Genomic DNA, 24,521 nt, shown 5'->3' on the forward strand with positions numbered 1-24,521 from the left:
GCCATGCCCTCGCCCCGGCCATGCCCTCGCCCCGGCCATGCCCTCGCCCCGGCCATGCCCTCGGCCAGCCTAGGTGCCTGTCCTGGCTCCGCTTCGTGCCTGCCCTGGTCCCCAGCCCAGGTTCCGGCCTCACCTTCGCTGGACTCAGCCCAGGCCGGGCCCAGTCCACGCTCTCAGCCCCCTGCAGGCCAACAGCACCAATTCCGAGCATCGGCCACCACGTACCGGGCCCACCGTCCGGGCCCACCGTCCAGTGGAGAGTCGCCGCTGAGTGATCGCTCGACCGACTAATGGGACTCACGCAACGCCGAAGACCAAGCAGAGCCGCCCGTTATCCACAACCACACGCCAGCCCCACCCCACTATCCCCAGAATCCCGTTCGGCCCCTCCTCCACCACCCCGCATCCGCGAAGGTCAACGCCCAGCCCCGCACCACCGACTGACCGACCGGAGACGGCACATGGCCAAGGAAAGCAAGCTCGAACTCGGCAAACGCGGCGAACAGATAGCCGCGACCTACCTGGAGGCCGAGGGCATGAAGGTGATCGAGCGCAACTGGCGCTGCCGTCACGGCGAGATCGACATCATCGCCGAAGAGGGCCCCAACCTGATCGTGGTCGAGGTCAAGACCAGATCGAGCAGATCACACGGCACGGCCCTGGAATCAGTCAGCCAAGCCAAGCTGGCGAGGCTGCGCATGCTCGCGGCCAAATGGCTGTCCACGCAACCCCGTACGTTCGAGGCGATAAGAGTAGACGTGATAGCCCTCGAACGTTTCGCCGGCGACTTCGCCCTGCGCCACGTACGGGGGGCGATCTAGATGGCTGTGGCCCGCACACGCAGCGTGGCCCTGATGGGGGTTACGGGCCGCACGGTCGAGGTCGAGGCCGACGTGGGCAACGGCCTGGCCGGCATCCACCTCATCGGACTCCCCGACACCGCGCTCAGCGAGGCCCGAGATCGGGTCAGATCGGCGATGGTCAACAGCAACTACCCCTGGCCCGACGCCCGCATCATCGTCAGCCTCTTCCCGGCCAGTCTCCCCAAGCGCGGATCCCAGTTCGACCTCGCCATAGCCGTCGCGATTTTGGGCGCCGCCGGAGTGGTTCCCGCCGAACGTGTCGTGGAGCCGTTCTTCCTCGGGGAGCTCGGCCTGGACGGCCGCATAAGACCCGTACGCGGAGTGCTCCCCTCGGTCCTGGGCGCGGCGAAGCACGGTGACGTCACGGTCGTCGTACCGTCCGCGAACTCGGCGGAGGCCGTCCTCGTACCTGACGTGAAGGTGGTCCCTGTCGCGCACCTGCGCCAGCTCGTGGAGTGGCTGCGCAAGGGAGACGACCCGCCAGAGCCTGAGATCGAGGAGTGCGCGGAGCCGCCCAAGTCCAGCACGGCCCCTGACGTCGACCTGGCCGACGTCGTAGGCCAGCCGGTCGCCCGCAGAGCCCTCGAAGTGTGCGCGGCCGGCGGCCACAATCTCTGGATGCTCGGCCCACCGGGCACCGGCAAGACCATGCTGGCCGAGCGCCTCCCGACCCTCCTGCCCGATCTGGAGCTCGACCACGCTCTGGAGGTCACGGCCATCCACTCGGTCGCCGGCGTCCTGCCGCCCAACGCCCCCATGATGAGCCGGCCACCGTTCATCAACCCACACCACACGGCGACCTCCGCTGCGATCATCGGCGGCGGAAGTACGATCGTCCGCCCCGGAGCCGTCTCCCTGGCCCACAGAGGGGTCCTGTTCATGGACGAGGCCCCGGAGTTCCCCCGTCATGTCCTGGACGCGCTGAGACAGCCGCTGGAGGCCGGCCGTGTGACCGTGTCCAGATCGGCGGGCTCGGTCACGTTCCCGGCCAGATTCATGCTCGTCCTCGCCGCCAACCCCTGCCCCTGCGCCCAGACGGAAGACCAGGGGGAGATGTGCAGATGCACCCCCACAGTCCGACGCCGTTACCTCGGCAGGCTCTCGGGCCCGCTCCTCGACCGCATAGACATGAAGGTCCCAGTCGCTCGCTCGTCCAGACGCGAACTCCTGGCCGACCGTCAGTTCGTGGAGACCAGCAAGACGGTGGCCGAACGCGTCCTGGTGGCTCGGGAACGAGCCGCCAAACGCCTGGCCGGTACGCAGTGGCGCTCGAACGCCGAAATCCCGTCCTCCGTCCTCCACGCCGACTACCGCCCGCCCGCCGAGGCCATGCGTCCCTTGACGTCCTGCCTGGACTCGGGCTCTTTGACCGCGCGCGGCCTCGACCGCGTCGTCCGGGTCGCCTGCGCAGTAGCTTGGCAGACGTGAGAGTCATTATCTACACAAGACAGTCTCAAGACCGCTTGGGTGAAGAGCTGGGTGTGACCCGGCAACGTGAGGACGCCGAGACCCTTGCCCGCCTTCGCGGCTGGACGGTCGTGAGAGTGATTGTGGACAACGACATGTCCGCCTCGGGCAGGAAGCCCCGGAAAGGCTTTGAAGAGCTTCTCAGCGCTCTACAGGACGGCGAGGCAGAGGCCGCCATCGCCTGGGACTGGTCACGCCTCGAACGCAACCGGCGTGATGGTCTGAGGCTGATGGAGATCGGCGAGAAGATGAGCGTCACCTTGGCGTTCGTCCGAGGCTCCGACATCGACCTGTCTACTCCGGCCGGGCGACTGGTCGCCGACATGATGTCCAGCGTCGCCCGGCATGAGATCGCCCAGAAGAGCGACCGGCAGAAGCGTGCCGTCCTCCAGGCAGCGCAAGAGGGTCGCTGGGTATCCGGTCGCAAGCCGTTCGGCTATGCCACTGACGGCGTCACCGTCCTGCCGGAAGAGGCAAAAGCCATCCAGGATGGCTATGACCTGTTGCTGGCTGGAGCGACGCTTGGGGAGATCGCCCGAGAGTGGAACGGCCGAGGCTTCAAGGGGCAGCTGCGGGACTGGAAGTGGGACAGCGTCCGCAACACCTTGAAGAACCCCCGCTACGCCGGGTTGCGTGCCCTCAACAAGGAGATCATGGGGCCTGCCGAGTGGACGCCGCTGGTGTCGGAGATGACCTGGCGGGCCGCGCAGGACATCTTCGACAAGCGGGCAGCCATCACCGCGCCTCGGGGAGCCAAGCGCCTGCTAACTGGCCTGGCGCTCGATGCCGCCTGTGACGCGACGGTTCACGCCGGTGGAGCGTTCGGGGGCTACCCGATGTATCGGTGCAGCGGGTACCTGGCACAGCCGGGAGGGAAGGCCACATCAACCGGAAAGCCTCACGTCAGCCGTAAGGCTCTGCCGGTGGAGGCGTACGTCATCGGCCTGGCGCTGGAACGGCTGTCCCGCCCGGACGCTGTAGACCTCCTCGTGGATCGAACCCGGCCCGACGCCGAGGTGCTACGCCGTGAGGCCAACGCCCTGAGAACCCGGCTGGACGGGCTGGCGGTGGACTACGCGGACGGCACCCTAACCAAGGCGCAGGTGCGTATCGCCTCCGAGAGGATCAACACACGTCTTGCCGAGGTGGAAGCCGACATGGCGGACGCCGGTCGTGTGGACATCCTGGCTCCGCTTATCTCGGCGGACGACAAGTGGGCCATGTGGGAGGCGCTGACCATGGGCCGCCAGCGCCTGGTTATCGACACTCTGCTGGAGATTCGTCTTGATGCTCCCGGACGTGGTACGCGTACGTTCCGCCCGGAGACTGTCCACCACGAATGGAAGTAGTCAACACAAAAGAAGCCCCATCCGTGCAGGTGGATGGGGTTTCTTTATGGGAGCGAGAGAACGAGACCGGCTTGGCGTAGGAGTTCTCCGCACTCCCACTGTAGCCCGCGAATCCTTCTCTTATGTGCAGCACCCCGCGAACCGTCTCCGGGACACGGAGTGCTGCGAAGAAATCTCAGAAGATTTCCTCATGGAGAGTCTACTGTTGAGCAGCGACAATTCAAGTTGAGAGCCTGTCTCGTCAAGGGTTTCAGCAGGTCACAGCCTTGATCGTGGTTGCACTTGCGCGTCCATTGCTTTAGTCTCAAACATGTCGCAAACAAAAAGTGCGGCACGCGGAATGATTGCCGGATAGCCGTGTCAGGCTATACGTGGCGTGCACTGACGCTGATGCGGTCGCCGAGGCAGGGTCCGTTCTAAGAAACGGGCACGGTCGGGACCTTCCTCCAGGGTACGCCGCCACAGGGAATCCTCAGCAAGAGCTGAGAACTATCTGTGGCGGCGCGTGCCCTGTTCGAGGGAGTCACAGTGCAGGAATTCTCCGGAGATAAGCTCCGCCACTACATCAAGTCGCGCGGTTTCTCGGTAAGCGAGTTCGCCGAAGCCATTGCCCGTCACCCCGGAGCGGTTTACGGGTACATGGAAGGCCATCGGAATCCTTCTCTTGAGATCGTCACGATCATGGCAGACCGTCTCGGTGTCAACGTGGGCGACCTCTTCACCGACACGGACCTGGAAAACGCGGTTGCCGAGTTCTGCCGCGACATCATCCGCGCAGGTCTCGACAGCCTGGCGACGCCGGGCGGTCGTGAAGAAGGTGCCCTCCTCGATGAGGGCATGACCCCAGCAGGGCTCCTTCTTAACCGTGTTCAGGGCGCTCCGCACAGGAGCGAGGGCAAGGTCGTGCTGGAGGCCATCGAGCGTCTGAGTGCGATCGTTCCCGACCTGAGCGAGTGGGCACAGTCGAAGCTGGGCCTGCCCAAGGGCGCGGCATGAACACGGCCATGGAGCTGCGCTCCGTCTTCGAGTCTCTTGGGGTTGAGGAGTATGTCCGGATCCTGGTGGACGCCGCTCCGCCCCTGAAGCTCTGGCAGCGTGACCGGCTCGCTGTCCTCTTCCGGGAGGCGGCGTGAGCAACCCACTGGATGCCCTGTTCGGTGAGCAAGAATTCTGCGACAGATGCCAGGAGGTCACCGACCTCTGCCAGTGCGAGGCTGAGGACCGGCCCGTCGCGGAGGTCATTCCGATATCCCCCTCATCGCCTGCTGCCACCGAGTCGGTGATCCTTGGTGTCGAGCAGCATCGGGGTCAGCTCCGCATGGCGCATCGCTTCATTCGGGAGCATGCTCGTGGGCTCCGGCACGTCCACGGTATCGGCTGGCATAAGTGGGACGGAGCCCGATGGCTCCTTGATGATCAGCGGGCCGACATCGAGGCGTGTGTCGCCACGATCAACCAGGCAGTTCGAGAAGCTGACGGCCTCACAGGTCAAGCGGCCAATGACCTTCGAGCCGACGTTCACCGAGTGGAGTCCGCGTCCGGGGCCGAGGGCATGCTCAAGTTCGCCGCCGCCCTGCGTCCGATCACCACCGCGTCGAAGTCCCTCGATGCAGATCCGTACCAGTTCAACATGCCTTCCGGGACCTTGGACCTGCGTACGGCAGAGGTCCGCCCCAACAGGCGGGATGACCTGATTACAAAGGTTGCGGGCGGCTCCGTGGAGGGCGTCTCCAGCGAGGAGTGGGAGGTGTTCCTCAAGCGCATCCTGCCCGACGAGGAGGTCTGCTCCTTCGTCCAGCGCCTCTTCGGGTACGCGATGCTCGGCAAGGTCACCGAGCATCGCATGCCGATCTTCACGGGGGCGGGAGCGAACGGCAAGGGCACGTTGCGTGACGCGGTCCTGGCGGCATTCGGGGACTACGCCATCGAGATTGACCCCGCGATGCTCATGGAGTCGAGGCATGAGCGCCATGGGGCCTTCAAGATGCGCTTGCGGGGTGCCCGGCTGGCCTTCTGTTCCGAGACGGAGAAGGGCAGGCGCTTCGCTGAGGCGACCATGAAGCGACTGGTTGGCGGCGATCAGATCGAAGCGAACTACATGCACAAGAACCCGATCACGTTCGATCCTTCACACACGCTGATCATGCTGACCAACTTCCTGCCTAAGGTCTCCGGTGATGACCCAGCCGTGTGGCGTCGCATCCTGGTCGTCCCGTTCGACGTGGTCATCCCCGAGGAAGAGCGTGACGGCGAGCTGCCCGGACGGTTGAAGGCGGCTGCCTCTGCCGTCCTCGCCTGGACGTATCGGGGCTGGCTCGACTACCAGGCGGGGGGTCTCAACCCTCCTGACGCAGTGATGGCACGCACGCGGGCGTACCAGGAGAGCAGCGACACGCTCGCCCGGTTCCTCTCCGATCGGACCCACGCCATCCCAGCCGGTCGGGAAAAGGCTCGTGACCTCTTCACTGCCTGGTCGGCATGGTGTCTGGCCAGCGGCGAAGAACCGGGGACGGAGGTGGCCTTCGCCGACTCCATGGCTAATCGAGGGTTCGAGAAGGCGCGCACCAGTGCCGGGAACGTCTACCGGGGCCTGGTGCTCACCGTCGAGATGGACGAAAGCCCCTGACCTGCGGGAGTGCAGGGTTGTGCAGGGTTTTCCAAAACCTTCTATCCGTGCGCACGTGGAGAGTTTCGGAAAACCCTGCACAACCCTACACGCCCCCTCTGACCTGCGTTTTTACCGATAGCAGTTGGCGACCGACCTTTTACGGAGAGACACATGGATACATCGCCCATCGAAATCTGGACCACCGTCGCCGTCACCCCGCTGCCGTCAGGTTGGCGCAATGGCTATCGGCTGGGAGGTGAGATCTTCATCTACCCCTGCCCGGCCGTCCTCCTTCAGGAGAAAAGGGAAACCTCTCGCTTCCGTGTCACTGAGAGCGGCCGAGAGGTCTGGAATGACAGCACCCTCGACCCGCCTTACGAGACCCGTGCGGTCTTCGCCGAGAACGATCGCGGGACCTTGGACCCGGCCACCGACACCGACAACTACATCGGCACCATCGGCCCGGATGAAGACCTCGATGCATTGCTGAAGGGACAAACCCCGGGCGAGGAGGGGAGCTGTGATCACAGTTGAGTTCCTCAACGAGCTGCTGGAGCGGGAGTTCCAGCACCTCCTGACGCACTACCAGCGTCACCGGAACCCGGTGACCGCCAGCCACATCGTGGACATCCTGGCGAACTCCACCACCCTCTCCGACGACCCGATCTACCGGAGGACCGCATGACCAAGGAGAAGCCGGTCACCATCGCCGAGGTGGCCAAGCACTACGGCGTCTCGGCTGACGAGCTGCAACGAGTGATCGACGAGCACCTTGACGAGCTGCTCTACGACGGCAAGGCGTACTACGACCCTGTTCGGAACGCCTATGTCATCGACGGAGGGCCGTCATGACCATCCAGCCCATGCGATCGGTGGTTCCGACCTCCGGCATGGCCACCGCGTCCCTGGTCTTCGGGCTGGTCGGGTTCTTCGGGGGCTGGTGCGCTTTCGGCCTGCCGTGCCTGATCGCCATCGTCTGCGGTCACTTCGCCTGGAAGGAGACCAAGAACGGCTCCAAGGCCGGGCACGGCCAGGCCGTCACGGGACTGATCCTCGGGTACGTGATCGTGGTCCCCGCCGCCCTGGCCACCGTGCTCATCGTCAGCAGCATGCTCGGCTTCGGCACCTCGATGATCCAGGTTGGGAGCTACCAGCCATGAGCCAGGATCGGGCCGACGAGCGGGTCCAGGAGTTCATCGCGGACGCCACGCGGCGGCGAGAGGTACGTAGGCGAGCACAAGCCGAGTTCGCTGAACGGCGGACCTATGGGCTGGAGAAGCGGCACGTGACCAAGCTTGCCCATTCCGGCCTCACGGTCGAGCCACAGGCGGCCGAAGAGTCGGGGGTGGTCCCTTGGCCTACCCCCTCCCCTCAAAGGGCCTCAGATTCGTGCACTAAGACCGTTTGGAGTTGGACATGGTGACCCTGATCGTCGCCCTGAACATCGCCGTCCTCATCGAGTTGATGGTTCTCCATGTGATGAGCCGGCGAGCCATCGCCAAGGCCAACCAGGTGCTGGCCAGACATGAGGCCGCTGTTCAGCGGCATCCAGCGGTCCGGCAGGCGGAGTCTCGCACCGGCATCACGTTCAAGAGCATCAACAACAGGGACCCTCGGGAGGTGCGGTGAACGTCCTGTGCGATCTGTGCGGCTCCGAGGTTGCCGACCTTGCCCACGTGTGCGCCCGGTGCGGAGAGCGGCTGCGCCGGGGCCTGGAGGACGTGGCCAACCTCGCCGAAGAACTTGAGGTGACGCTCACCGGTCGGGCACGGATGTCGGCTGGTGCGCTGCGACGGTCCAGCGAGAGGCGCTTGCCGTTCCACATCGCGGCCTCAGAGAAGGGTCACAACCTGCGGCAGGTGCTCGTCGGATGGGTGCGTCTGGTGGCTGATGAACGAGGTGTAGGGCTCCCCGCGGACGACCTCATCTCCATCTCCCGCTGGCTCCTGGCGCACGTCGAATGGCTCCGCCATCACCCCGCTGGCGGGGAGGCGGTGACGGAGGTAGGCGACGCCGTCCGTGCCGTGAGGATGGTGATCGACCGGCCCCCGGACAGGCTGTACGCAGGTCCGTGCGATGCCTGTGGGATGCCGCTGTACGCACGCCCCGGGGACGTGGAAGTGGCCTGTCGCCACTGCCCTGCCGATGACGAGGAGCGGCTCGTCTACGACATCTCGGCACGCCGGACGTGGATGCTCGGGGAGGTTGAACACTACGTAGGGAACTCCGCCCGGGTGTCGTCCGTCCTCATCGGATTGGGCGTCAAGGTTGCGGCCTCAACTATTCGAGTGTGGGCGAAGCGAGGAAAGCTGGCTCCCTGCTCGTACGATAAACCGTCGAAGCCTGGCGGTGATCCACTTCCTCTGTATCGGGTTGGCGATGTTGTCGAAGCCGCAGCCCGGAAGTCGAAGAAGGCCGCCTAGCACGTGCCGGTTGACAAAGCAATACCTGTAACGGATCATACGGATAGCCTGGGATACATAGCTGAGGGGCTCGACTTCAATCGAGCCCCTTCCTGCTGTCAGGATGAACCGTCGTCTTCCTCCGCGCGAGCTTCTAGTTTCGCTTGCCTCATCCTCTCAACTTCTTGCTTCTGCCACTCTTCATGGCGTTCCCAAATCTCAATTTGATCCTGCACGGTATGCAGGGCGTTTTGAACGTCCTTAGGCATCGGTGCCAATGAAGCGCCGCGTCCATGGCGGCCTAAGAGGTCGAGCAGGTGGTGACAGATCCTGTGCCGAGTCACCGATTCGACAGTTCCGATGTAGTCCCACCAGGTATCTGCGCCGATGAAGGCAGTGTGCATGTCGTCGAGCCGCTGCCGGAAATCGTCGTCGGAGAAATCACCAATAACTACCTGTAGCTGCAGGAGCCAATTGTTCCGCTCCTTGATCCACGCGTCATCCAGTTCCTGAGCGGGTCGATCCTCCTCCGGAGGGCGCGGTTGGTTGCGTCGCATGGCCCAATGACTTCGATGCTCGAACTCCTCGCTTGGTTTGGGATCAAGCTGACGCAACTTGACCACAGCCTCACGTGCGATGAGCGAGGCGGCACGCTCTCGCTCATCCTTCGACTGCTGCGTATGCGACCACCGGGTCGTGAGGAGCGAGATCCCGCCACCGATGAGCACGCCCACCAGGGTGAGGACGCCTTGGATCCAGTTCACCCTCTGACTATCGCCCGCATGAGCAGGTGTTGCCAGAGTAGCCGGGCGAATCGGCAGAATTGATCACCATCTCACCGCTACGCTCCCGGGTCATGGCAGACCTAGACTTACTGCAGGCGTGGGCCATGTGGTTCGACAACGTCCAGGTGAACGAGCACACGCTGTACGGCTGGTCGATCTTGGCCCTTGGGCGCACGGGGAAGGTCATGGCCTTCTTCGGTGGCATGACGGTGGTGCTGGACCTTGTAGGGCCTGAGCGCCTAAACAAGTTCGGGGAGCGGCATAAGCGCTTTGACCCTGACCGTTCGAAGGCTTATACGATTTTTCTTAATGTCATCGTCGTAGGGGTGCTCCCACTCGCATTATTCACTCTCGTGATGTTCTGGTTCGCAGCTCTGGGGATGGTGGGGATCTGGGGCTTTTTCCCTGTTTTAATCATGTTCCCAATAAGCAATATACTAATGAGTGACAGTTTTCCTCGCCGGGCTATTCGAGGCGTCGCCAGAGGTTTGAGCAGCAAGCGGTGGGAACCCGTCATCCGTTGGGGAGCGGTGATGCTGCTTTTCGCAGGATTCCACTTCGACATGCTCGCTTCATAGGCACCCGATGTTGACGTAGGGGGGTTTGACCATGGCTGATCGACGCCCCCCGGACCAGGTTGAAGACTCCCGTAACCGCCGTGCCGAGGTAATGCGGCTGCGCCGTACCGGCATGACCTACGAGGCCATCGGCAAGCAGCTGGGCGTCACCAAGCAGGCCGTCCACAGGCTGTACAAGACGACGCTCGCCGAGATCCCCGTCGAGGCAGTGGAGACGTACCGAACCGAGCAGGTTGAGCGCCTAGACGCCCTGCTCGTGAAGGCCAACGAGGTTCTGGAGCGCCACCACATCACCGTCTCGAACGGCCGGGTGGTGACGCTGGACGGTGAGCCTCTGCAGGACGCCGGCCCATTGCTGGACGCCATCAAGACGGTCTTGGACATCGAGACCAGGCGGGCGAAGCTGCTGGGCCTGGACACCCCGGTGAAGCAGCAGCTGCAGACGGACCAGACGATCACGTACGCGTTCGAGGGCGTGAACCTGGACAGCCTGCGCTGACAGGGCGAAGCCCGGCCGGGCTCATTCCCGGCCGGGCTTCTCGTGCTACTTCCCGTGTAGGTGGTAGTGATCGCGGATGAACTCGTAGGTGAGCCTCACTGACGAGACGATCGCTGAGACCGTCCCCGGCACCCACCACCAGCGGCTGGGCTGGTCGTGCTTGGAATCTGAAGTCATCGGGGATTTCTTTCTCTTGGTCGTACCGCAGGCACGGAGATGCCTGCGGTGGCCACCGACGGCGCATCGTCTGGTGGATGCCACTTCGCCGCTGTCGATGGTCTTGGGTACGGCCACGAGTTGGATCAGAAGAAACCGTAGCCACTTCCTTCACACATTGCTGCTCAAAAGGGATAGCCCAGGGCCGAAAGCCGCATACGAGTCATGCCGAAAGGGTGGCGATCGTGGGCGTTGCGCTTCGACACCACTACCGGCCACGCGGTGTGGCAGCTGCCCTCTTCGACTGCCGCGCGCCTGAGGTCCTCCTGAGCGGACCCGCGGGCACCGGGAAGTCCCGGGCCTGCCTAGAGAAGCTGCACATGATGGCGCTGCTCAACCCCGGGATGCGCGGCCTGATCGTCCGCAAGACGGCGGTGTCGCTCGGCTCGACCGGCCTGGTCACCTATCGCGAGCACGTCGCCAAGGAGTCGCTGGTCGCCGGAGACGTCGTCTGGTACGGCGGATCGCCCCAGGAGGCCGCCGCCTACCGCTATACGAACGGCTCGACGCTCGTGGTCGGCGGCATGGACAAGGCCACGAAGATCATGTCGTCGGAGTACGACATCGTGTATGTCCAGGAAGCCATCGAGCTGACCGAAGACGACTGGGAAGCGATCACGACCCGGCTCCGCAACGGCAAGGTCAGCTTCCAGCAGTTGATGGGCGATACGAACCCGTCGATGCCGACCCACTGGCTCAAGGCCCGGTGCGACCGTGGTGACACGGTGATGCTCGACTGCCGCCATGAGGATAACCCCGTCCTGTTCGACGACGGCGGTCAGCTCACGCCGATCGGTACGGACTACATCGGCAAGCTCGACAAGCTCACCGGGGTACGGCACGCCCGCCTACGCAAGGGCCTGTGGGTCGCCGCTGAAGGACTGATCTACGAGGACTACGACCCGGCCATCCACCTAGTGGACCGCTTCTCCATCCCTGACGAGTGGACTCGCTGGTGGGCCGTGGACTTCGGCTACACGAACCCTTTCGTCATGCAGTGCTGGGCCGAGGATCCCGACGGCAGGTTGTACCTGTACCGGGAGCTGTACGCGAGCCGGCGAACCGTCGATCAGCACGCAGCGGACATCCTCAAACGGGTTACCAGGCGGGACGGACAGTGGTCCGAGCCGAGGCCACGGGCCATCATCTGCGACCACGACGCCGAGGGCCGTGCCGTCCTGGAGCGGGAACTCGGCATGTCCACCGTCGCGGCCAACAAGAAGGTCACCGAGGGCATCCAGGCGGTTCAAGCTCGCCTACGCCAGGCCGGTGACGGCAAGCCTCGCTTGTTCATCCTTCGGGACTCCCTGGTGCGGCGCGACGCCGAGCTGGTGAAGGCGAAGAAGCCGACGTGCACCTCCGAGGAGGCGGTCGGCTACGTCTGGGACCAGGCCCCCGGCAAGCCTCCCAAGGAGACGCCGGTCAAGGAGAACGACCACGGCATGGATGCGCTCCGCTACCTGGTCGCCGAACGCGACCTTGGCGCACGACCACGAGTCCGCTGGATGTGAAGGAGTCCGCCATGCCCAAGAGCGTGCTCGCACGCCTTGCTCCGGCCATGCCGGTCTTGCTGGTGATCGCAGGGCTCGTCCTACTGTCGGCCGCCGCGTGGACCATCGCCGTCCCGGCCGGGCTCGCCGTAGCCGGGCTGTCGGCGTTCGTCCTGGAGTGGCGCATCACCGGGGGGAGTAAGCCTTGAGGTCCCTGATCGGCGGTGTCGCCAGCCTGCTCAACCGGGCCCCCATCCCCTACGCGGGTCGCCATCGACCGGGACTGCCATTCATGCAGTTCAACGACTCCGAGGCGCAGCTCCAAGCCATGGGTTCGGTCGGCACCCTCTTCGCGATCGTGCACCGCACCAGCAACGCCACCTCTCAAGTGAATTGGCGGCTGTGGCGTCAGGCTGCGAGCGGCAAGGCTGAGGATCGTACGGAGGTCACGCGGCATCTGGCTCTGGATGTCCTGAACAGGCCGAACCCGTTCATGACCCGGCAGGAGTTCATCGAGACGTTCCAGCAGCACCTTGACCTGACAGGTGAAGGATGGTGGGTGGTTGGCCGAGATCTGCGGGCTACGTTCCCGATGGAGCTGTGGCCGGTACGCCCAGACCGCATGGATCCTGTCCCGCACCCCACCGACTTCCTGTCCGGATACGTGTACTGCGGCCCAGACGGCGAGCAGGTGCCGCTCAAGCGGGACGAGGTCATCCAGCTCCGCATGCCCAACCCACTCGACCCGTACCGAGGTATGGGGCCGGTGCAGTCGATCCTCACCGACCTGGACTCCAGCAAGTACAGCGCGGAGTGGAACCGGAACTTCTTCGCCAACTCTGCCGAGCCGGGCGGAATCATCGAGGTGGACAGACGTCTTGGTGACGAGGAGTTCGACGAGCTGCGGATCCGCTGGAACGAGCAGCACCGAGGCGTCGCCAATGCTCACCGGGTGGCGATCCTGGAGCAGGGCAAGTGGGTGGATCGCAAGTTCACTCAGCGCGACATGCAATTCGCCGAACTCCGTAACTCCTCCCGCGAGATCATCCGCGAAGCGTTCGGCTTCCCCAAGGGGATGCTCGGCACTGTCGATGATGTGAACCGGGCGAACATGGAAGCCGGTGAGGTGATGTTCACCCGCTGGATGGTCGTCCCGCGACTGGAGCGCATCAAGGCGGCACTGAACGCCGAGTTCCTCCCCCTGTTCGGCAGCACCGGGCAAGGCGTCGAGTTCGACTACGACGATCCCATTCCCATGGACCACGACATGGTCAACGCCGAGCGCGACTCCCGAGCGAAGTCCGCACGGCAACTGGTCGAAGCCGGATACCACCCCGACGACGTGGCTGTAGCCGTAGGGCTCCCGGCCATGAGGTACGTCGGACGACCTGTCCCTCTGCCGCAGGGTGACACGGCGTAGACCCCCACAGACGCAGGACCATGAAGGAGGCCAAGGTCAATGCCATGGATTGAGATGGTCGCCGACTGTCCTCCACCGGGCTTCAAGGCACAGCTGCGCGAGAAGCGCCCCTGGTATGAGATCAGGAACGCTGCCAGCGATGAGGCTGAGCTGCTGCTCTTCGACGAGATCGGCGGCTGGTACGGCACCTACGCGGACGAGTTCGTTCAAGAGTTGAAGGCGATCACCGCGTCGAAGGTGACGGTCCGCCTGAACAGCCCAGGCGGCTCGGTCTTCGAGGGCATCGCTGTGGCCAACGCTCTCCGTGCCCACCCGGCCCAGGTGATCGTCAGGGTAGAGGGCCTGGCAGCCTCGATCGCCTCGGTGATCGCCCTGGCTGGCGACCGGCTCCAGATGATGCCCCAATCGACCCTGATGGTGCACGAGGCCAGCGGAGCCTGCCTTGGCAACGCAGCCGACATGACCAAGATGGCCGAGGTGCTCGACCTCCTCTCCGACAACATCGCCGACGCGTACGCCACAAAGGCCGGAGGCAGCCGCGAGCAGTGGCGAGCGGCCATGAAGGAGGAGTCCTGGTACACCGCAGACGAAGCGGTGGCGGCAGGGCTCGCCGATGAGGTGTTGCGGGACATCAAGCCCGCCGAGGAGTCGACGAACTCCTGGGATCTGTCCATCTTCCGCTACGCCGGACGCCACCATGCGCCGGCCCCTGCTAATGGCGCAAACCCCGGTCTGGTTAAGGGCCAGGTAGACCGCCACACGGCAGCCCATCTCAACGACGGCGGTGGCGACACCGGAGCCCGTCACCCCCATCCGGACGAGGTCGCCTTTGACGTCGTCGCATTCCGTGAGGCGTTGAAAGGAGCCTTCGGCATATGAATACCAATGTGATTCCTACCAGCGCCGATGACCTGGAGGAGATGCTCACCGATGGCCGCGTGACGGCCATGTTCGAGGACGGCAAGCCCAAGCCAGAATTCGGTGAGTTCATCCGGAACTACGCCAAGGTGCTGCAGGGCAAGGGCACCGAGCTGGCCGCTCAGGTTCGTGAGGAGACCCAGCGGGTCCTAGCCGAATACCTGAGGGAGCACGGCACCAGCGAGGTGAACCGGCTTGACCTGGCCCCCGGCAAGCAGGTCAAGCCGTCCAACACCGCGCCAGGCGCGAAGGTGGACGCCCTGTTCAACAGCCACGCCGACTTCCTGCGCGCGGCCTGGTACCGCAACGGCAGCCCCGAGGCCGTCCAGGCGCAGGAGCAGATGCGCGGCATCCGCAACAGCTACGGCTCGACCATCCCTGCGGACGGCGGATTCCTGATCCCCGAGACGCTCCGCTCGACGCTGCTGCAGGTCGCCCTTGAGATGGCGATCGTCCGGCCCCGAGCCACCGTCATCCCCATGGACAGCCTGCGCGTCCCGTTCCCGACGATCGACGAGACCACGCACGCCGGTTCTGTGTACGGCGGCATGGTCGGCTACTGGACAGAGGAAGCAGGCGCGCTGTCGGAGACCGAGGCCAAGTTCGGCCGGGTCGTCCTGGAGGCGAAGAAGCTCACCGGGTACAGCGAGGTGCCGAACGAGCTGTTCCAGGACAGCATCGTGTCGTTCGCCGCGTTCCTCAACCAGGTGTGGCCGAAGGCGATTGCGTTCTTCGAGGACCTTGCGTTCTTCTCCGGGACCGGCGTGGGCGAGCCGCTCGGCTTCCTGAAGGCCCCGTCCGCCGTGTCGGTGGCGAAGGAGTCCGGCCAGGCCGGAGACACCATCGTGTGGGAGAACATCGTCAAGATGTACTCCCGGATGCTGCCGTCCTCGCTCGGCAGCGCCGTGTGGGTGGCGCACGTGGACACCTTCCCCGAGTTGGCCACGATGGCGCTGTCCGTCGGCACCGGCGGCGGCCCGATCTGGCTGAACAACGGCGTCGAGGGCCCGCCCATGACGATCTTGGGTCGTCCGGTCATCTTCAGCGAGAAGGCCGAGACGCTCGGCGACGCCGGCGACCTCAACTTCGTGGACTTCAGTTACTACCTGCTGGGCGACCGACAGGCCATGTCAATGGAGACGAGCCCGCACTACAAGTTCGCCAACGACAAGACCGCCGTCCGGATCATTGAGCGTGTCGATGGCCGCCCGTGGCTGCAGTCGGCGATCACCCCGGCGAAGGGCTCGAACACGCTGTCCGCGTACGTGAAGATCGCGGCCCGCGCCTGACATCCGCGCCACCCCCGGTGGGCCTTAACCTCCCCGCCGGGGTCTCACCAGGGCAGGCATCGAAACCCCTGCCCGGAAAGGCACCACCATGAAGGGCCTTGGCCGAGTCTTCAACGTCGTCGCGGCTGCGAGCGGCGTGCACATTCCTCTGAAGGGCGCGACCGCCGTCACCTTCGTAACGTTCCTCGACGCTGGCACGCAGGTCGCCACCATCAAGCAGTCCATCGACGGCACCAGCGAGGCGGTGTTGGACTGCGACGTCTACCCGCACAAGGGCCCGGGTATCGGTGGCACGTGGACGGCGATGGCGGAACAGGACGACACGCTCGACCTGTCCACCGACGCCACCAACGACTGCATGGTGTTCACCGTGGACGCCGCGCAGCTCTCCGCCGGTTTCAACTGCGTCGAGGTCACCGTGTCCGGCGGCATCTGCGTCGCCATCCTGCATGACCTGGTCGTGCAGCGTAAGCCCGCGAACCTCGCTTCCAACGTCGTCTGAGAGGGCTGATCATGTCTGTACTGATTCAGGGCGACCAGCTCCGCACCATCCTTGAGGGCGTCAAGGTCGATCGGGCCACGGCCCTCCCGGCGGCTGGCTCGCTGTTCACCATCACTGGTGGCCGGGTCCTGATCAAGGCCATCGTCGGTAAGGTCACCACGGCCGTCACCGTCGCCGATGCGGGAACCAAGCTGGTCTACAACCCCACGGCGACCGGCGCGAGTGTGGACCTGTGCGCCGTGCTGGACCTCGGCACCACGGACAGCGCCGTTGGTGCGTACCTGACCATCACTGGCGTCGTCGCGAACGCAATGCGCTCGACCCTGCTCTACGCGACCGGCCGTCAGGCTGAGCTGATCCTGGAGACCGGCGCAATCGAGTTGTCCACGGGGGCCACGGACGGTTCGATCGCGTGGACCGTGCTGTACGTGCCGCTCGATAACGGCGCGTCTGTGGTGGCGGCGTAGCCGTGGCCTTGTCCGTGTGCCTGGCCTGCTCTACGGCTTTCGCTGTGGGGCTGGCCAGGTGCCCGCAGTGCCTAAGCCCCGACCACGTAGAGCAGGGACAGCCCATGCCGAAGATCACACGCCAGGGTGGCCCGTCGCACGAAGTGGACGAGTTCACCGACGCTCACGGCGTCACCTGGCGCAACGCCAACGACTTCACCGAGGAGGAGCCATCTCCTGGGAACAGCTCATCGACATCGCCAGAGAAGCCGCAGACGAGCGAGACGCCGAGCGAGACCGGCCGCCAGCAGCCTGCCCGCACGACGGCGAGCCCCTCCAAGAGGGCCCGCAAGGGCAGCTCCACTGCCGCTACGACGGATGGACCTGGTCCGGCTGACAACTGAACACCTCGACCTCTCGGGAGGAACACGTGGCGATCACGACGCCGGTCTACACAACCCGAGAGGCCGTCAAGTCGGCACTCGACGTAAAGCTGACCGCACGCAGCGACGCGCAGATCGACCGAGCTATCGAGTCAGCGAGTAGCACGATCGAGGGCTTCCTGCACAGGGTGTTCTATCCCGAGCTGGGCACTCGCTACTTCGACTGGCCCAACGGGCAGTACACCCGCCCATGGCGGTTGTGGCTGGACGCCGACGAGGCCATTTCGATCACCTCGGTGACAAGCGGGGGCGTGACCATCGATTCCTCGGACTACTTCCTTGAGCCGGCGAACTCAGGCCCGCCGTACAGCCGACTGGAGCTGGACCTCGACTCCGCGGCTTCCTTCGGAGGCGGTTCCACGCATCAGCGGTCGATCGCCATAACGGGCCTGTTCGGCTTCAAGGACGAGTCACAGGCGGCCGGAACGCTCTCGGAGGACCTGGACACCTCAGAGACGGCTGTGGACGTCTCAGATTCTTCACCTGTCGGAGTCGGGGACCTCATCCAGGTCGGCGATGAGCGGATGCTCGTCACCGGCAAGACGATGCTCGACACGGCACAGAACCTTGGCGGCAACCTATCCGCCTCGGCGGCCGACGTGACCGTGCCTGTGACTACGGGCTCGGCCTATGCGGTGGGGGAGACCATCCTCATCGGCTCGGAGCGCATGCTCATCGTCGATGTCGCGGGCAACAGCCTGATCGTGAAGAGGGCCTGGGACGGCAGCGTCTTGGCCGCACACAGCAGTGGAGCGGACATCTACGCCCTCCGTACGCTCACCGTCCAGCGAGGCGTGCTCGGTACCGTGACGGGTTCTCACAGCACCTCAGCCGCCATCAGCAGGCACGTGGTGCCCGGCATGGTGCGGTCCCTGTGCGTCGCCGAGGCCATCAACACCCTGCTTCAAGAGGGCTCCGGCTACGCCCGCGTGGTCGGCTCCGGCGAGTACCAGCGGGAAGCCGCTGGCCGTGCGCTGCGGGACATCCGCGAGCAGGCGTACACGGCCTTCGGCCGGAAAGCCAGATCGCGAGCTGTGTGATGGACATCGACATCGACACCAGCACGAGCGGGCCGGTCTTCAACGGTCAGGCACGTGCTGCGGTCACCGCCTTCATCGACGAGGCCGAGGAAGAGATCGCCCGCCGTGGCGTGAACATCGTCCACTCCGAGCTGGATCGCGTACTACGCAACCCGACCGGCTACTACGAGGGCCACATCCAGACCGACCGGACGACCGGAGACTCGGTCGTCACGGACGGCGGCGTCATCTACGGCCCCTGGCTGGCAGGTGTCGGCTCACGCAACGCCCCGGAGACCCGGTTCGCGGGCTACGCCCACTGGCGGCTGGCCACGCAGCGGCTCCAGGCCGAGGCAGCCGACATCGCCGAGAAGGTCTTGCCCCAGTTCATTCGCCGGATGGAGTAGTCATGTCCCTGGACGCTGCAAGCATCCTGGACGCCGTTGTGTCCCATGCTGCGGCATCAGGACACTTCGAGCGTGTCAACGGTTTCGAGCCGACCAACGCGCCCGGCAACGGCCTCACCGCCGCTGTGTGGGTGCAGGAGATTGGCCCGGTGCGTTCCGGCTCCGGCCTGACTTCGACCACCGGCCGTCTGGTCCTCAACCTGCGGATCTACGCCTCGATGCAGCAGGACCCACCTGACGCGATCGACCCGGCAATGCTCGGTGCGCTGGACGCCTTGATGACGGCCTACAGCGGCGACTTCGAGCTGGGCGGCAACGTCCGCAACGTGGATCTGCTTGGCCAGGCAGGCGTAACCCTCTCGGCCCAAGCGGGCTACATCCAGCAGGACGGTGCCACCTATCGCGTGTACACGCTGACCATCCCACTCATCGTCAATGACCTCTGGTCGCAGAGTCCCTAGGAGGCGACGTGCCCAAGCAGTCAGGTCTCGGTGATCGCCTTCTGGTCGCCGGATACGACCTCAGCGGCGACATCAACAGCCTTGGCCGGATCGGTGGCGGGCATGCCCCGCTGGAGGTCACTGGCATCGACAAGTCCGCGATGGAGCGCATCGGCGGACTGCGTGACGGGGCCATCGAGTTCACGTCCTACTTCAATCCGAGCACCGACAGGGCGCACGATCGTTTCTCGGCGCTGCCCGCCGCCAACCAGGTCGTCACCTACCTCCGGGGCACCACGCTGGGCAACGCGGCGGCGGCGATGGTGGCCAAGCAGATCAACTACGACGGCAGCCGTGGCGACGCAGGCGAGTTCACCTTTGAGGTTCAAGCCCTGGCCAACGGCTACGGCCTGGAATGGGGAACGCAGCTCACCGCAGGCGTACGCAGCGACACCGACGAGACCGAGGGCACCTCCTACGACTTCGGCGAGGCCACATCGTTCGGCGTGCAGGCATACCTCCACGTGACCGCGTTCACCGGCACCTCGGTGACCGTGAAGCTGCAGGAGTCGGACGACGATGGCGACTCCGACTCGTGGGCTGATGTGACCGGAGGCGGTTTCACCGCCGCGACCGGCGTCGCCTCGCAGCGCATCGCCACCGCAGGGAATCAGGCGGTCGAGCAGTACCTCCGGGTCGTCACGACCGGTACCTTCAGCAGTGCCTCGTTCGTGGTCGTGGTGGTCAAGAACGAGTTGGCGGTGACTTTCTAATGCGGCCCGTCAGCCGGATCACGCCGCAGCTCCCAGTTCATGCGTTCCAGACCTACCAGGTCATTGCACCACCCTCGACACACTGGCGGACTGCCACCTGCGCCGAGGCGGACTGTCCGGCCTATCTGCAGGGGTGGAAATCCCTCATCGACGAGAGCACCGACCTCGGCCAGAAGCAGGCGCACTACATCCGCCGCGAGGCCCGACGCCGGTACACCGAGCGCCGCGACGAGGCCGGGCTCACCGTCTTCGAGTTCGAGGCCGGGCAACGGTGCTTCGCCCCTCACCAGGTACGTCTTGACCGGCCAGAGGTCTACCTAGTGCGGGCCGGCGACTGGAGGGGGAACCCGAACGGTCAGATCCGCCGCTACGATCGAAGCGATCAATGGGTATATGATTTCTCTGCGCATCAGGAGAGGATCAATACCCTGCGGGAGCGTGCTTGACAGCCAAACGGAGCAGGACGCACGAGACGTACCACAACATGGTCCGGCGGTGCTCAAACGCCAACCGTTCCGACCACAAGTACTACGGCGCTCGGGGCATCGTCATTTGCGAACGATGGATGCCCCGTCCCGCTCCGGACGGCACGGGATACCGCAACTTCCTTGCTGACATGGGCGAACGCCCCGACGGAGCGAGCCTCGACCGGATTGACGTGAACGGCCCATACTCGCCAGAGAACTGCCGCTGGGCAACATCCGCAGGCCAAACGCAGAACAGACGGAGAGCCACGGTCACATGGGAGAAGGTGCGCGGGATCCGCTCGAAGGCGAGTGAACCGATCGACGAACTCGCTGAGCAATACGGGCTCACACCAACCCAGATCAGGAACATCCTCCGAAACACGTCCTGGCAGGAAGACACCGTGTGGTGGGCCGTCCCGCCGCTGAGAACCCCAAAGCTGACTCCCGAGGACGTGGCTCGAATCCGGTCACTCAAAGGACGAACGCACAGATCGATCGCCGAAGAGTACGGCGTCAATCAGTCCACGATCACTCGGATCCGCAGCGGTGGGTTGCGACCCCCGGGCTAAGTCGGGCAGCAGGCCAAGCAAAAGCAAACGAGCAAGGGCTCATCGCATTCAGCGGTGGGCCCCTTGTCATGCCCCGACGAGGGGGCCCAGATGGCGAAAGAGGGGGACGCGACCATGGACAACCTTGGCCACCTCGACTATCCGCACCAGTCCGGAAGCCTGCTCGGCTGTCCCGCGTGCGAAGCCTACTGCCACTGCACCGAGCATCACGACGAGGACTGTGACCACCCGCACGGCGATCTCCTTCACCACACCGCCCGCTGCGTCTGGCTGGGACACGGGTAGCGGAGTCGCGCTTCGAAGGGTGAGGGCGTTTGGCCGGAGAACGTCGTAGTCGATCAATACGGTCAGTCCATGATTCCTTCTGCCGAACCACGCCCTGAGGACACCAAAGAGTGCACCCGCTGTGGGGAGACGAAGCCGCTCACGGAGTTCTACAAGGCGGCGGGGAAACCCGAGGGCAAGGTCATGTCGCGGTGCAAGGCGTGTGAAGCCGAGAGAGCCCGCAAGTGGGTCAAGGACAACCCTGAGCACGCCAGAGAGACCCGCCGCCGCTACGCCCTGTTCAAAACCTATGGCCTCATGCCGGACGCGTATTGGCGCCTCTTGCAGAAGCAGGGCGGTGTCTGCGCCATCTGCGGTCAGGGCGAGCCCAACGAGCCCGGCAGAGCGAGAAGCATGTTCTACCTCGCGGTTGACCACTGCCATAAGACGGGCGAAGTCCGGGGCTTGCTCTGTCGGAAGTGCAATAGCGCCATTGGGCTCTTAAACGACGACCCTGAGCTGTTGATCAGGGCAATCAGCTATCTGCAGAGAGAAGGTGGGTCCAATTTCCAAGGAAAGTGGACTGGGGTGGACGACCCTGTCGGTTGACACCTCGGGCGGCAGCGCGAAGGACATCCGCAACGACGTGACCAACTTCGAGTTCGCCACACCCCGAGCCGTCCAAGACGTGACCGGCATCGACAAGAGCGCCATGGAGCGACTGCTGCTTCTCGCCGACTTCTCGATCACGCTCAACGGCGTCTTCAATGACGAGGCGGACAAGTCGCACGACGTGTTCAAGACCGTGCCCTCTACGTCGGCTGCCCGTACGACCACCATCACCGTGTCGGGACAGACCCTCGCCCCCGAGGTGCTGTACACCGACTACTCGCTGGAACGTGGGGATGATGGCTCGCTGACCTGGTCAGCGCCGGGCGTTCTCGCCAACGGCACCGTACCTGAGTGGTCAGCCTGACATGGGCTACAAGCGACCGGCGAGGGTCTACAAGCTGGTCTTCAACGAAGACGACGACATGGCCGGGCTGGAGGTCAAGGCCCGCTCCATGTCCACAGGCGGCCTGCTCGACATGGCCCCGCTTCTCGACCTCCAGCTGTCCGCCTCGCCTACGGCCGAGGAGATGGAGAGCATCGCCGAGCTGCTGGAGCGGTTCGCCGGCGTACTCGTGTCCTGGAACCTCGAAGACGATGACGACGAGCCGGTCCCCGCAACCCTGGAGGGTCTGCTCGATCAGGACATCGACTTCGTGCTGCGGATCATCCTGGCGTGGGCCGATGCGATAAGCGGTGTCCCCGCCCCTTTGGACGGGCTGTCACCAGGTGGAGAGCCGTCCCTGGTGGCGTCGATTCCCATGGACGTGTCGTAGCCAAGCCTCGCGCGCTGGAGCACGCCCAGTGGGTGCTGACCATGTGTCAACGGTTCGGCTGTCTGCCGTCCCAGCTCCTCGCTGAAGATGCCTCATTCCTACGCCTGCTGAAGCTCGAAGAACTCGGGTCGGAGGGGTGAGCCTTGGCTAACGAAGTCACGATCACTGTCCGGGGAAGCGACCGAACGGGGAACCTGTTCTCCGGCATCGCGGCCAAGGCCAACACCGCGTTCTCCCAGATGCGCCAGTCGATCCGAAGCCACCTGGACGGCTCGGTCAAGGACGCGGACAGCTCCGGCAAGTCCATCGGGTCGCGGCTCGTCTCCAGTGTTGGCAGCGCGATCAGCAGTGGAGCAGGGGCCATCCAGAACGCCCTCTCCAGCGGCTTCCAGGCGGCCTCGTCGGCTGCAGGTCCGGTTCTTACGGCGGCCCTCGTCGCTGTCGTTGCGAGTGCGGCCCCCGTCGTTGCCGCAGCTCTAGGTGGAGCCCTCGTCCTCGGTCTGGGAGCAGGGTTCGTCGGCATCGGCGCTCTGCTTCTCGCGGAGAACGAGAAGATTCGCGCTCAGTTCGCCAAGACCGGCAACGAGATCAAGACGATCATGACGGACGCGGCAAAGCCGCTGATATCGGTCGTCCAGGAGGCTCTCAACGCAGCAAAGGGCCTGGTCAAGGAGTTCAATCCGATCTTCAAGGACGCCTTCAGTCAGGCGTCAGGACCGCTGAAGGAGTTCATCGGTCAGGTCAAGGCGGCAGTCCTGGAGCTGAAGCCAGCCGTGCAGCCGATCATGGACGCCTTCACTGGCCTGCTCGGGGTGATTGGACCATCCCTGAAAGGGATCTTTGCGGACATAGCAGTCAGCCTGGGTGATCTTGCCAAGGTCGTCCTGGAGAACAAGTCCTTGATAGGCAGCATCTTCGTCGCGCTGCTCCAAGCGATCCCCTTGGTGATCAGCGGGATCAGCGGGATCATCGACGTCTGGTCGAAGATGTTCAGTGCCTTCAACGGCTTCCTCCCGGTCTTGACCGGCATCTTCAACAACGTCAACCAGGTCGTGCTCGGCTCCGTCGAAAGAATGCTCGGTGCCCTGCGGTCCGTCGGTGAGGGGCTCAGCAAGATCCCCGGCATGGAGGAGTTCGGCCGGAAGATGGTCGCCGGTCTGGACGCGGCCATCGCCAAGGTGGGCGAGTGGAAGACGGCATCAGCCGAGCTGAATCGACAGGTCGAGATCAAGGCGAACATCAACGACCTGCAGATAAAGCTTGACCAGGCTAAGGCCGCTCTCGCCGATCCCAACCTGACCAAGGAGCGGCGGGCCGAGCTGAACGCCGACATCACGAAGCTGCAGGTAGCGAAGGCGAAGGCGATCGCCGAGCTGGGCGATCCCAAGCTCATCAAGGAGTACAAGTCCTCCATCACCACTGGAATCACCGAGCTGCAGTCCAGGATCGCCACGGCGAAGAAGGAGCTGCAGAACCCGGAGCTGACCAAGGAGCGCAAGTCGAAGCTGAATGCTGAGATCTCGCAGCTTCAGGCTCAGGTCGCGGCGGCCAAGGCAGCACTCGCGTCCATCCAGGACAAGACGGTCCGCATCACCACGGTCCGCACCGAGGTGCAGGAGTTCGCAGCCAAGATCTCCCAGCAGAAAGCGAGCGGCGGCATCATCGGCGCTGCTGGCGGTGGTCCTCGCTCCAACATGACGCTGGTCGGCGAGCAGGGCCCGGAGTTGGTCCGGCTTCCGTTCGGCTCCTCGGTCATCCCGGCCGGACAGACACGCAACATGCTCGGCCAAGGAGGAGCAGGCGGCGTGACGGTGAACCTCTACGTCCAAGGCTCCATCCGCAGCGAACGCGACCTGATCTCGCTCATCAGAGATGAGCTGGTCAACGGCGGCTTCCGAGGAGCGCTGAGCAACGCATGAGCA

Annotated in this window: 33 protein-coding genes; 31 read left to right on the forward strand and 2 right to left on the reverse strand. The window is 64.6% G+C overall.

What is annotated here, in order from left to right; genetic code table 11:
- Positions 1-461: 461 nt before the first annotated feature.
- From ACFPZ3_RS63230 to ACFPZ3_RS63285, 12 genes are all read left to right on the forward strand, one after another.
- Complete coding sequence (locus ACFPZ3_RS63230) at positions 462-821, forward strand: YraN family protein (protein ID WP_379524042.1); 360 nt, start codon at positions 462-464, stop codon at positions 819-821.
- On the forward strand, positions 822-2,291 hold the full coding sequence (locus ACFPZ3_RS63235; protein ID WP_379524043.1) for a YifB family Mg chelatase-like AAA ATPase: 1,470 nt from the start codon (positions 822-824) through the stop codon (positions 2,289-2,291).
- Positions 2,288-3,679: a recombinase family protein gene (locus ACFPZ3_RS63240; RefSeq protein WP_379524044.1), complete on the forward strand. Its 1,392-nt coding sequence runs from the start codon at positions 2,288-2,290 to the stop codon at positions 3,677-3,679. The genes ACFPZ3_RS63235 and ACFPZ3_RS63240 overlap by 4 nt, the downstream gene beginning before the upstream one ends.
- Before the next feature lie 528 nt (positions 3,680-4,207).
- Positions 4,208-4,675 (forward strand): helix-turn-helix domain-containing protein, encoded by a 468-nt coding sequence (locus tag ACFPZ3_RS63245; protein ID WP_379524045.1) that lies wholly within the window; start codon positions 4,208-4,210, stop codon positions 4,673-4,675.
- Positions 4,672-4,812 carry a hypothetical protein gene (locus tag ACFPZ3_RS63250; RefSeq protein ID WP_379524046.1) on the forward strand — a complete coding sequence of 47 codons (141 nt, stop codon included), beginning with the start codon at positions 4,672-4,674 and terminating at the stop codon, positions 4,810-4,812. The genes ACFPZ3_RS63245 and ACFPZ3_RS63250 overlap by 4 nt, the downstream gene beginning before the upstream one ends.
- Positions 4,809-6,305 carry a DNA primase family protein gene (locus ACFPZ3_RS63255; RefSeq protein ID WP_379524047.1) on the forward strand — a complete coding sequence of 499 codons (1,497 nt, stop codon included), beginning with the start codon at positions 4,809-4,811 and terminating at the stop codon, positions 6,303-6,305. Before ACFPZ3_RS63250 ends, ACFPZ3_RS63255 begins: the two co-directional genes overlap by 4 nt.
- Before the next feature lie 153 nt (positions 6,306-6,458).
- On the forward strand, positions 6,459-6,821 hold the full coding sequence (locus tag ACFPZ3_RS63260; protein WP_379524048.1) for a hypothetical protein: 363 nt from the start codon (positions 6,459-6,461) through the stop codon (positions 6,819-6,821).
- On the forward strand, positions 6,808-6,972 hold the full coding sequence (locus ACFPZ3_RS63265) for a hypothetical protein (protein ID WP_379524049.1): 165 nt from the start codon (positions 6,808-6,810) through the stop codon (positions 6,970-6,972). Before ACFPZ3_RS63260 ends, ACFPZ3_RS63265 begins: the two co-directional genes overlap by 14 nt.
- Entirely contained in the window at positions 6,969-7,139 is a 171-nt protein-coding gene (locus ACFPZ3_RS63270) for a hypothetical protein (protein WP_379524050.1), read from the forward strand. The genes ACFPZ3_RS63265 and ACFPZ3_RS63270 overlap by 4 nt, the downstream gene beginning before the upstream one ends.
- Positions 7,136-7,447, forward strand: coding sequence for a DUF4190 domain-containing protein (locus ACFPZ3_RS63275; RefSeq protein WP_379524051.1), 312 nt, complete (start codon positions 7,136-7,138; stop codon positions 7,445-7,447). The genes ACFPZ3_RS63270 and ACFPZ3_RS63275 overlap by 4 nt, the downstream gene beginning before the upstream one ends.
- A 256-nt stretch (positions 7,448-7,703) precedes the next feature.
- Entirely contained in the window at positions 7,704-7,916 is a 213-nt protein-coding gene (locus ACFPZ3_RS63280) for a hypothetical protein (RefSeq protein ID WP_379524052.1), read from the forward strand.
- Positions 7,913-8,710, forward strand: coding sequence for a hypothetical protein (locus tag ACFPZ3_RS63285; protein WP_379524053.1), 798 nt, complete (start codon positions 7,913-7,915; stop codon positions 8,708-8,710). The genes ACFPZ3_RS63280 and ACFPZ3_RS63285 overlap by 4 nt, the downstream gene beginning before the upstream one ends.
- 98 nt (positions 8,711-8,808) lie before the next feature.
- On the opposite strand, the gene ACFPZ3_RS63290 is transcribed toward ACFPZ3_RS63285, so the two are convergent.
- Positions 8,809-9,453 (reverse strand): hypothetical protein, encoded by a 645-nt coding sequence (locus tag ACFPZ3_RS63290; protein WP_379524054.1) that lies wholly within the window; start codon positions 9,451-9,453, stop codon positions 8,809-8,811.
- A 92-nt stretch (positions 9,454-9,545) separates the two neighbouring features.
- Here ACFPZ3_RS63290 and ACFPZ3_RS63295 point away from each other — a divergent pair, with 92 nt between their 5' ends.
- From ACFPZ3_RS63295 to ACFPZ3_RS63335, 9 genes are all read left to right on the forward strand, one after another.
- The gene (locus tag ACFPZ3_RS63295; RefSeq protein WP_379524055.1) at positions 9,546-10,052 is read left to right on the forward strand and encodes a hypothetical protein; all 507 of its coding nucleotides are present in this window, start codon (positions 9,546-9,548) and stop codon (positions 10,050-10,052) included.
- A 31-nt stretch (positions 10,053-10,083) separates the two neighbouring features.
- Positions 10,084-10,551: a helix-turn-helix domain-containing protein gene (locus ACFPZ3_RS63300; protein ID WP_379524056.1), complete on the forward strand. Its 468-nt coding sequence runs from the start codon at positions 10,084-10,086 to the stop codon at positions 10,549-10,551.
- 536 nt (positions 10,552-11,087) lie between these two features.
- The gene (locus tag ACFPZ3_RS63305) at positions 11,088-12,278 is read left to right on the forward strand and encodes a phage terminase large subunit (protein WP_379524057.1); all 1,191 of its coding nucleotides are present in this window, start codon (positions 11,088-11,090) and stop codon (positions 12,276-12,278) included.
- Between the two features lie 11 nt (positions 12,279-12,289).
- Complete coding sequence (locus tag ACFPZ3_RS63310; protein WP_379524058.1) at positions 12,290-12,466, forward strand: hypothetical protein; 177 nt, start codon at positions 12,290-12,292, stop codon at positions 12,464-12,466.
- On the forward strand, positions 12,463-13,677 hold the full coding sequence (locus ACFPZ3_RS63315) for a phage portal protein (protein ID WP_379524059.1): 1,215 nt from the start codon (positions 12,463-12,465) through the stop codon (positions 13,675-13,677). Before ACFPZ3_RS63310 ends, ACFPZ3_RS63315 begins: the two co-directional genes overlap by 4 nt.
- A gap of 39 nt (positions 13,678-13,716) precedes the next feature.
- Positions 13,717-14,556: a head maturation protease, ClpP-related gene (locus ACFPZ3_RS63320; RefSeq protein WP_379524060.1), complete on the forward strand. Its 840-nt coding sequence runs from the start codon at positions 13,717-13,719 to the stop codon at positions 14,554-14,556.
- Positions 14,553-15,884, forward strand: coding sequence for a phage major capsid protein (locus ACFPZ3_RS63325; RefSeq protein ID WP_379524061.1), 1,332 nt, complete (start codon positions 14,553-14,555; stop codon positions 15,882-15,884). Before ACFPZ3_RS63320 ends, ACFPZ3_RS63325 begins: the two co-directional genes overlap by 4 nt.
- Before the next feature lie 88 nt (positions 15,885-15,972).
- Positions 15,973-16,386: a hypothetical protein gene (locus ACFPZ3_RS63330; protein WP_379524062.1), complete on the forward strand. Its 414-nt coding sequence runs from the start codon at positions 15,973-15,975 to the stop codon at positions 16,384-16,386.
- 11 nt (positions 16,387-16,397) lie between these two features.
- Positions 16,398-16,853: a hypothetical protein gene (locus ACFPZ3_RS63335; protein ID WP_379524063.1), complete on the forward strand. Its 456-nt coding sequence runs from the start codon at positions 16,398-16,400 to the stop codon at positions 16,851-16,853.
- A 163-nt stretch (positions 16,854-17,016) separates the two neighbouring features.
- On the opposite strand, the gene ACFPZ3_RS63340 is transcribed toward ACFPZ3_RS63335, so the two are convergent.
- Positions 17,017-17,184, reverse strand: coding sequence for a hypothetical protein (locus tag ACFPZ3_RS63340; RefSeq protein ID WP_379524064.1), 168 nt, complete (start codon positions 17,182-17,184; stop codon positions 17,017-17,019).
- Between the two features lie 78 nt (positions 17,185-17,262).
- Between ACFPZ3_RS63340 and ACFPZ3_RS63345 the strand changes: the two genes are divergently transcribed.
- The 10 genes from ACFPZ3_RS63345 to ACFPZ3_RS63390 all read left to right on the forward strand — a co-directional run bounded on the left by ACFPZ3_RS63345 (position 17,263) and on the right by ACFPZ3_RS63390 (position 24,518).
- Positions 17,263-18,315, forward strand: a complete 1,053-nt coding sequence (locus ACFPZ3_RS63345; protein WP_379524065.1) for a hypothetical protein — start codon at positions 17,263-17,265, stop codon at positions 18,313-18,315.
- Positions 18,315-18,701 (forward strand): hypothetical protein, encoded by a 387-nt coding sequence (locus ACFPZ3_RS63350; RefSeq protein ID WP_379524066.1) that lies wholly within the window; start codon positions 18,315-18,317, stop codon positions 18,699-18,701. The genes ACFPZ3_RS63345 and ACFPZ3_RS63350 overlap by 1 nt, the downstream gene beginning before the upstream one ends.
- A gap of 2 nt (positions 18,702-18,703) precedes the next feature.
- The gene (locus tag ACFPZ3_RS63355) at positions 18,704-19,162 is read left to right on the forward strand and encodes a hypothetical protein (RefSeq protein WP_379524067.1); all 459 of its coding nucleotides are present in this window, start codon (positions 18,704-18,706) and stop codon (positions 19,160-19,162) included.
- Positions 19,163-19,170: 8 nt separating this feature from the next.
- Positions 19,171-19,914 (forward strand): hypothetical protein, encoded by a 744-nt coding sequence (locus tag ACFPZ3_RS63360; protein WP_379524068.1) that lies wholly within the window; start codon positions 19,171-19,173, stop codon positions 19,912-19,914.
- Complete coding sequence (locus ACFPZ3_RS63365) at positions 19,914-20,360, forward strand: hypothetical protein (protein WP_379524069.1); 447 nt, start codon at positions 19,914-19,916, stop codon at positions 20,358-20,360. Before ACFPZ3_RS63360 ends, ACFPZ3_RS63365 begins: the two co-directional genes overlap by 1 nt.
- 680 nt (positions 20,361-21,040) lie before the next feature.
- Complete coding sequence (locus ACFPZ3_RS63370; protein ID WP_379524070.1) at positions 21,041-21,235, forward strand: hypothetical protein; 195 nt, start codon at positions 21,041-21,043, stop codon at positions 21,233-21,235.
- 69 nt (positions 21,236-21,304) lie between these two features.
- Positions 21,305-21,823 carry an endonuclease domain-containing protein gene (locus ACFPZ3_RS63375; RefSeq protein ID WP_379524071.1) on the forward strand — a complete coding sequence of 173 codons (519 nt, stop codon included), beginning with the start codon at positions 21,305-21,307 and terminating at the stop codon, positions 21,821-21,823.
- 37 nt (positions 21,824-21,860) lie between these two features.
- Positions 21,861-22,190, forward strand: a complete 330-nt coding sequence (locus ACFPZ3_RS63380) for a hypothetical protein (protein WP_379524072.1) — start codon at positions 21,861-21,863, stop codon at positions 22,188-22,190.
- A gap of 1 nt (position 22,191) precedes the next feature.
- Complete coding sequence (locus tag ACFPZ3_RS63385) at positions 22,192-22,599, forward strand: hypothetical protein (protein ID WP_379524073.1); 408 nt, start codon at positions 22,192-22,194, stop codon at positions 22,597-22,599.
- Between the two features lie 143 nt (positions 22,600-22,742).
- Complete coding sequence (locus ACFPZ3_RS63390; protein ID WP_379524074.1) at positions 22,743-24,518, forward strand: phage tail tape measure protein; 1,776 nt, start codon at positions 22,743-22,745, stop codon at positions 24,516-24,518.
- Positions 24,519-24,521 lie beyond the last annotated feature (3 nt).

It is taken from the genome of Nonomuraea insulae (assembly GCF_042656245.1).

Coding starts and splice junctions, on each gene's coding strand:
- ACFPZ3_RS63295 (WP_379524055.1), top strand. CDS start 9,546: ATGGCAGACCTAGACTTACTGCAGGCGTGGGCCATGTGGTTCGACAAC.
- ACFPZ3_RS63330 (WP_379524062.1), top strand. CDS start 15,973: ATGAAGGGCCTTGGCCGAGTCTTCAACGTCGTCGCGGCTGCGAGCGGC.
- ACFPZ3_RS63270 (WP_379524050.1), top strand. CDS start 6,969: ATGACCAAGGAGAAGCCGGTCACCATCGCCGAGGTGGCCAAGCACTAC.
- ACFPZ3_RS63355 (WP_379524067.1), top strand. CDS start 18,704: ATGTCCCTGGACGCTGCAAGCATCCTGGACGCCGTTGTGTCCCATGCT.
- ACFPZ3_RS63385 (WP_379524073.1), top strand. CDS start 22,192: ATGGGCTACAAGCGACCGGCGAGGGTCTACAAGCTGGTCTTCAACGAA.
- ACFPZ3_RS63280 (WP_379524052.1), top strand. CDS start 7,704: ATGGTGACCCTGATCGTCGCCCTGAACATCGCCGTCCTCATCGAGTTG.
- ACFPZ3_RS63275 (WP_379524051.1), top strand. CDS start 7,136: ATGACCATCCAGCCCATGCGATCGGTGGTTCCGACCTCCGGCATGGCC.
- ACFPZ3_RS63370 (WP_379524070.1), top strand. CDS start 21,041: ATGGCGAAAGAGGGGGACGCGACCATGGACAACCTTGGCCACCTCGAC.
- ACFPZ3_RS63350 (WP_379524066.1), top strand. CDS start 18,315: ATGGACATCGACATCGACACCAGCACGAGCGGGCCGGTCTTCAACGGT.
- ACFPZ3_RS63235 (WP_379524043.1), top strand. CDS start 822: ATGGCTGTGGCCCGCACACGCAGCGTGGCCCTGATGGGGGTTACGGGC.
- ACFPZ3_RS63305 (WP_379524057.1), top strand. CDS start 11,088: ATGATGGCGCTGCTCAACCCCGGGATGCGCGGCCTGATCGTCCGCAAG.
- ACFPZ3_RS63250 (WP_379524046.1), top strand. CDS start 4,672: ATGAACACGGCCATGGAGCTGCGCTCCGTCTTCGAGTCTCTTGGGGTT.
- ACFPZ3_RS63320 (WP_379524060.1), top strand. CDS start 13,717: ATGCCATGGATTGAGATGGTCGCCGACTGTCCTCCACCGGGCTTCAAG.
- ACFPZ3_RS63365 (WP_379524069.1), top strand. CDS start 19,914: ATGCGGCCCGTCAGCCGGATCACGCCGCAGCTCCCAGTTCATGCGTTC.
- ACFPZ3_RS63325 (WP_379524061.1), top strand. CDS start 14,553: ATGAATACCAATGTGATTCCTACCAGCGCCGATGACCTGGAGGAGATG.
- ACFPZ3_RS63310 (WP_379524058.1), top strand. CDS start 12,290: ATGCCCAAGAGCGTGCTCGCACGCCTTGCTCCGGCCATGCCGGTCTTG.
- ACFPZ3_RS63230 (WP_379524042.1), top strand. CDS start 462: ATGGCCAAGGAAAGCAAGCTCGAACTCGGCAAACGCGGCGAACAGATA.
- ACFPZ3_RS63260 (WP_379524048.1), top strand. CDS start 6,459: ATGGATACATCGCCCATCGAAATCTGGACCACCGTCGCCGTCACCCCG.
- ACFPZ3_RS63335 (WP_379524063.1), top strand. CDS start 16,398: ATGTCTGTACTGATTCAGGGCGACCAGCTCCGCACCATCCTTGAGGGC.
- ACFPZ3_RS63375 (WP_379524071.1), top strand. CDS start 21,305: ATGATTCCTTCTGCCGAACCACGCCCTGAGGACACCAAAGAGTGCACC.
- ACFPZ3_RS63300 (WP_379524056.1), top strand. CDS start 10,084: ATGGCTGATCGACGCCCCCCGGACCAGGTTGAAGACTCCCGTAACCGC.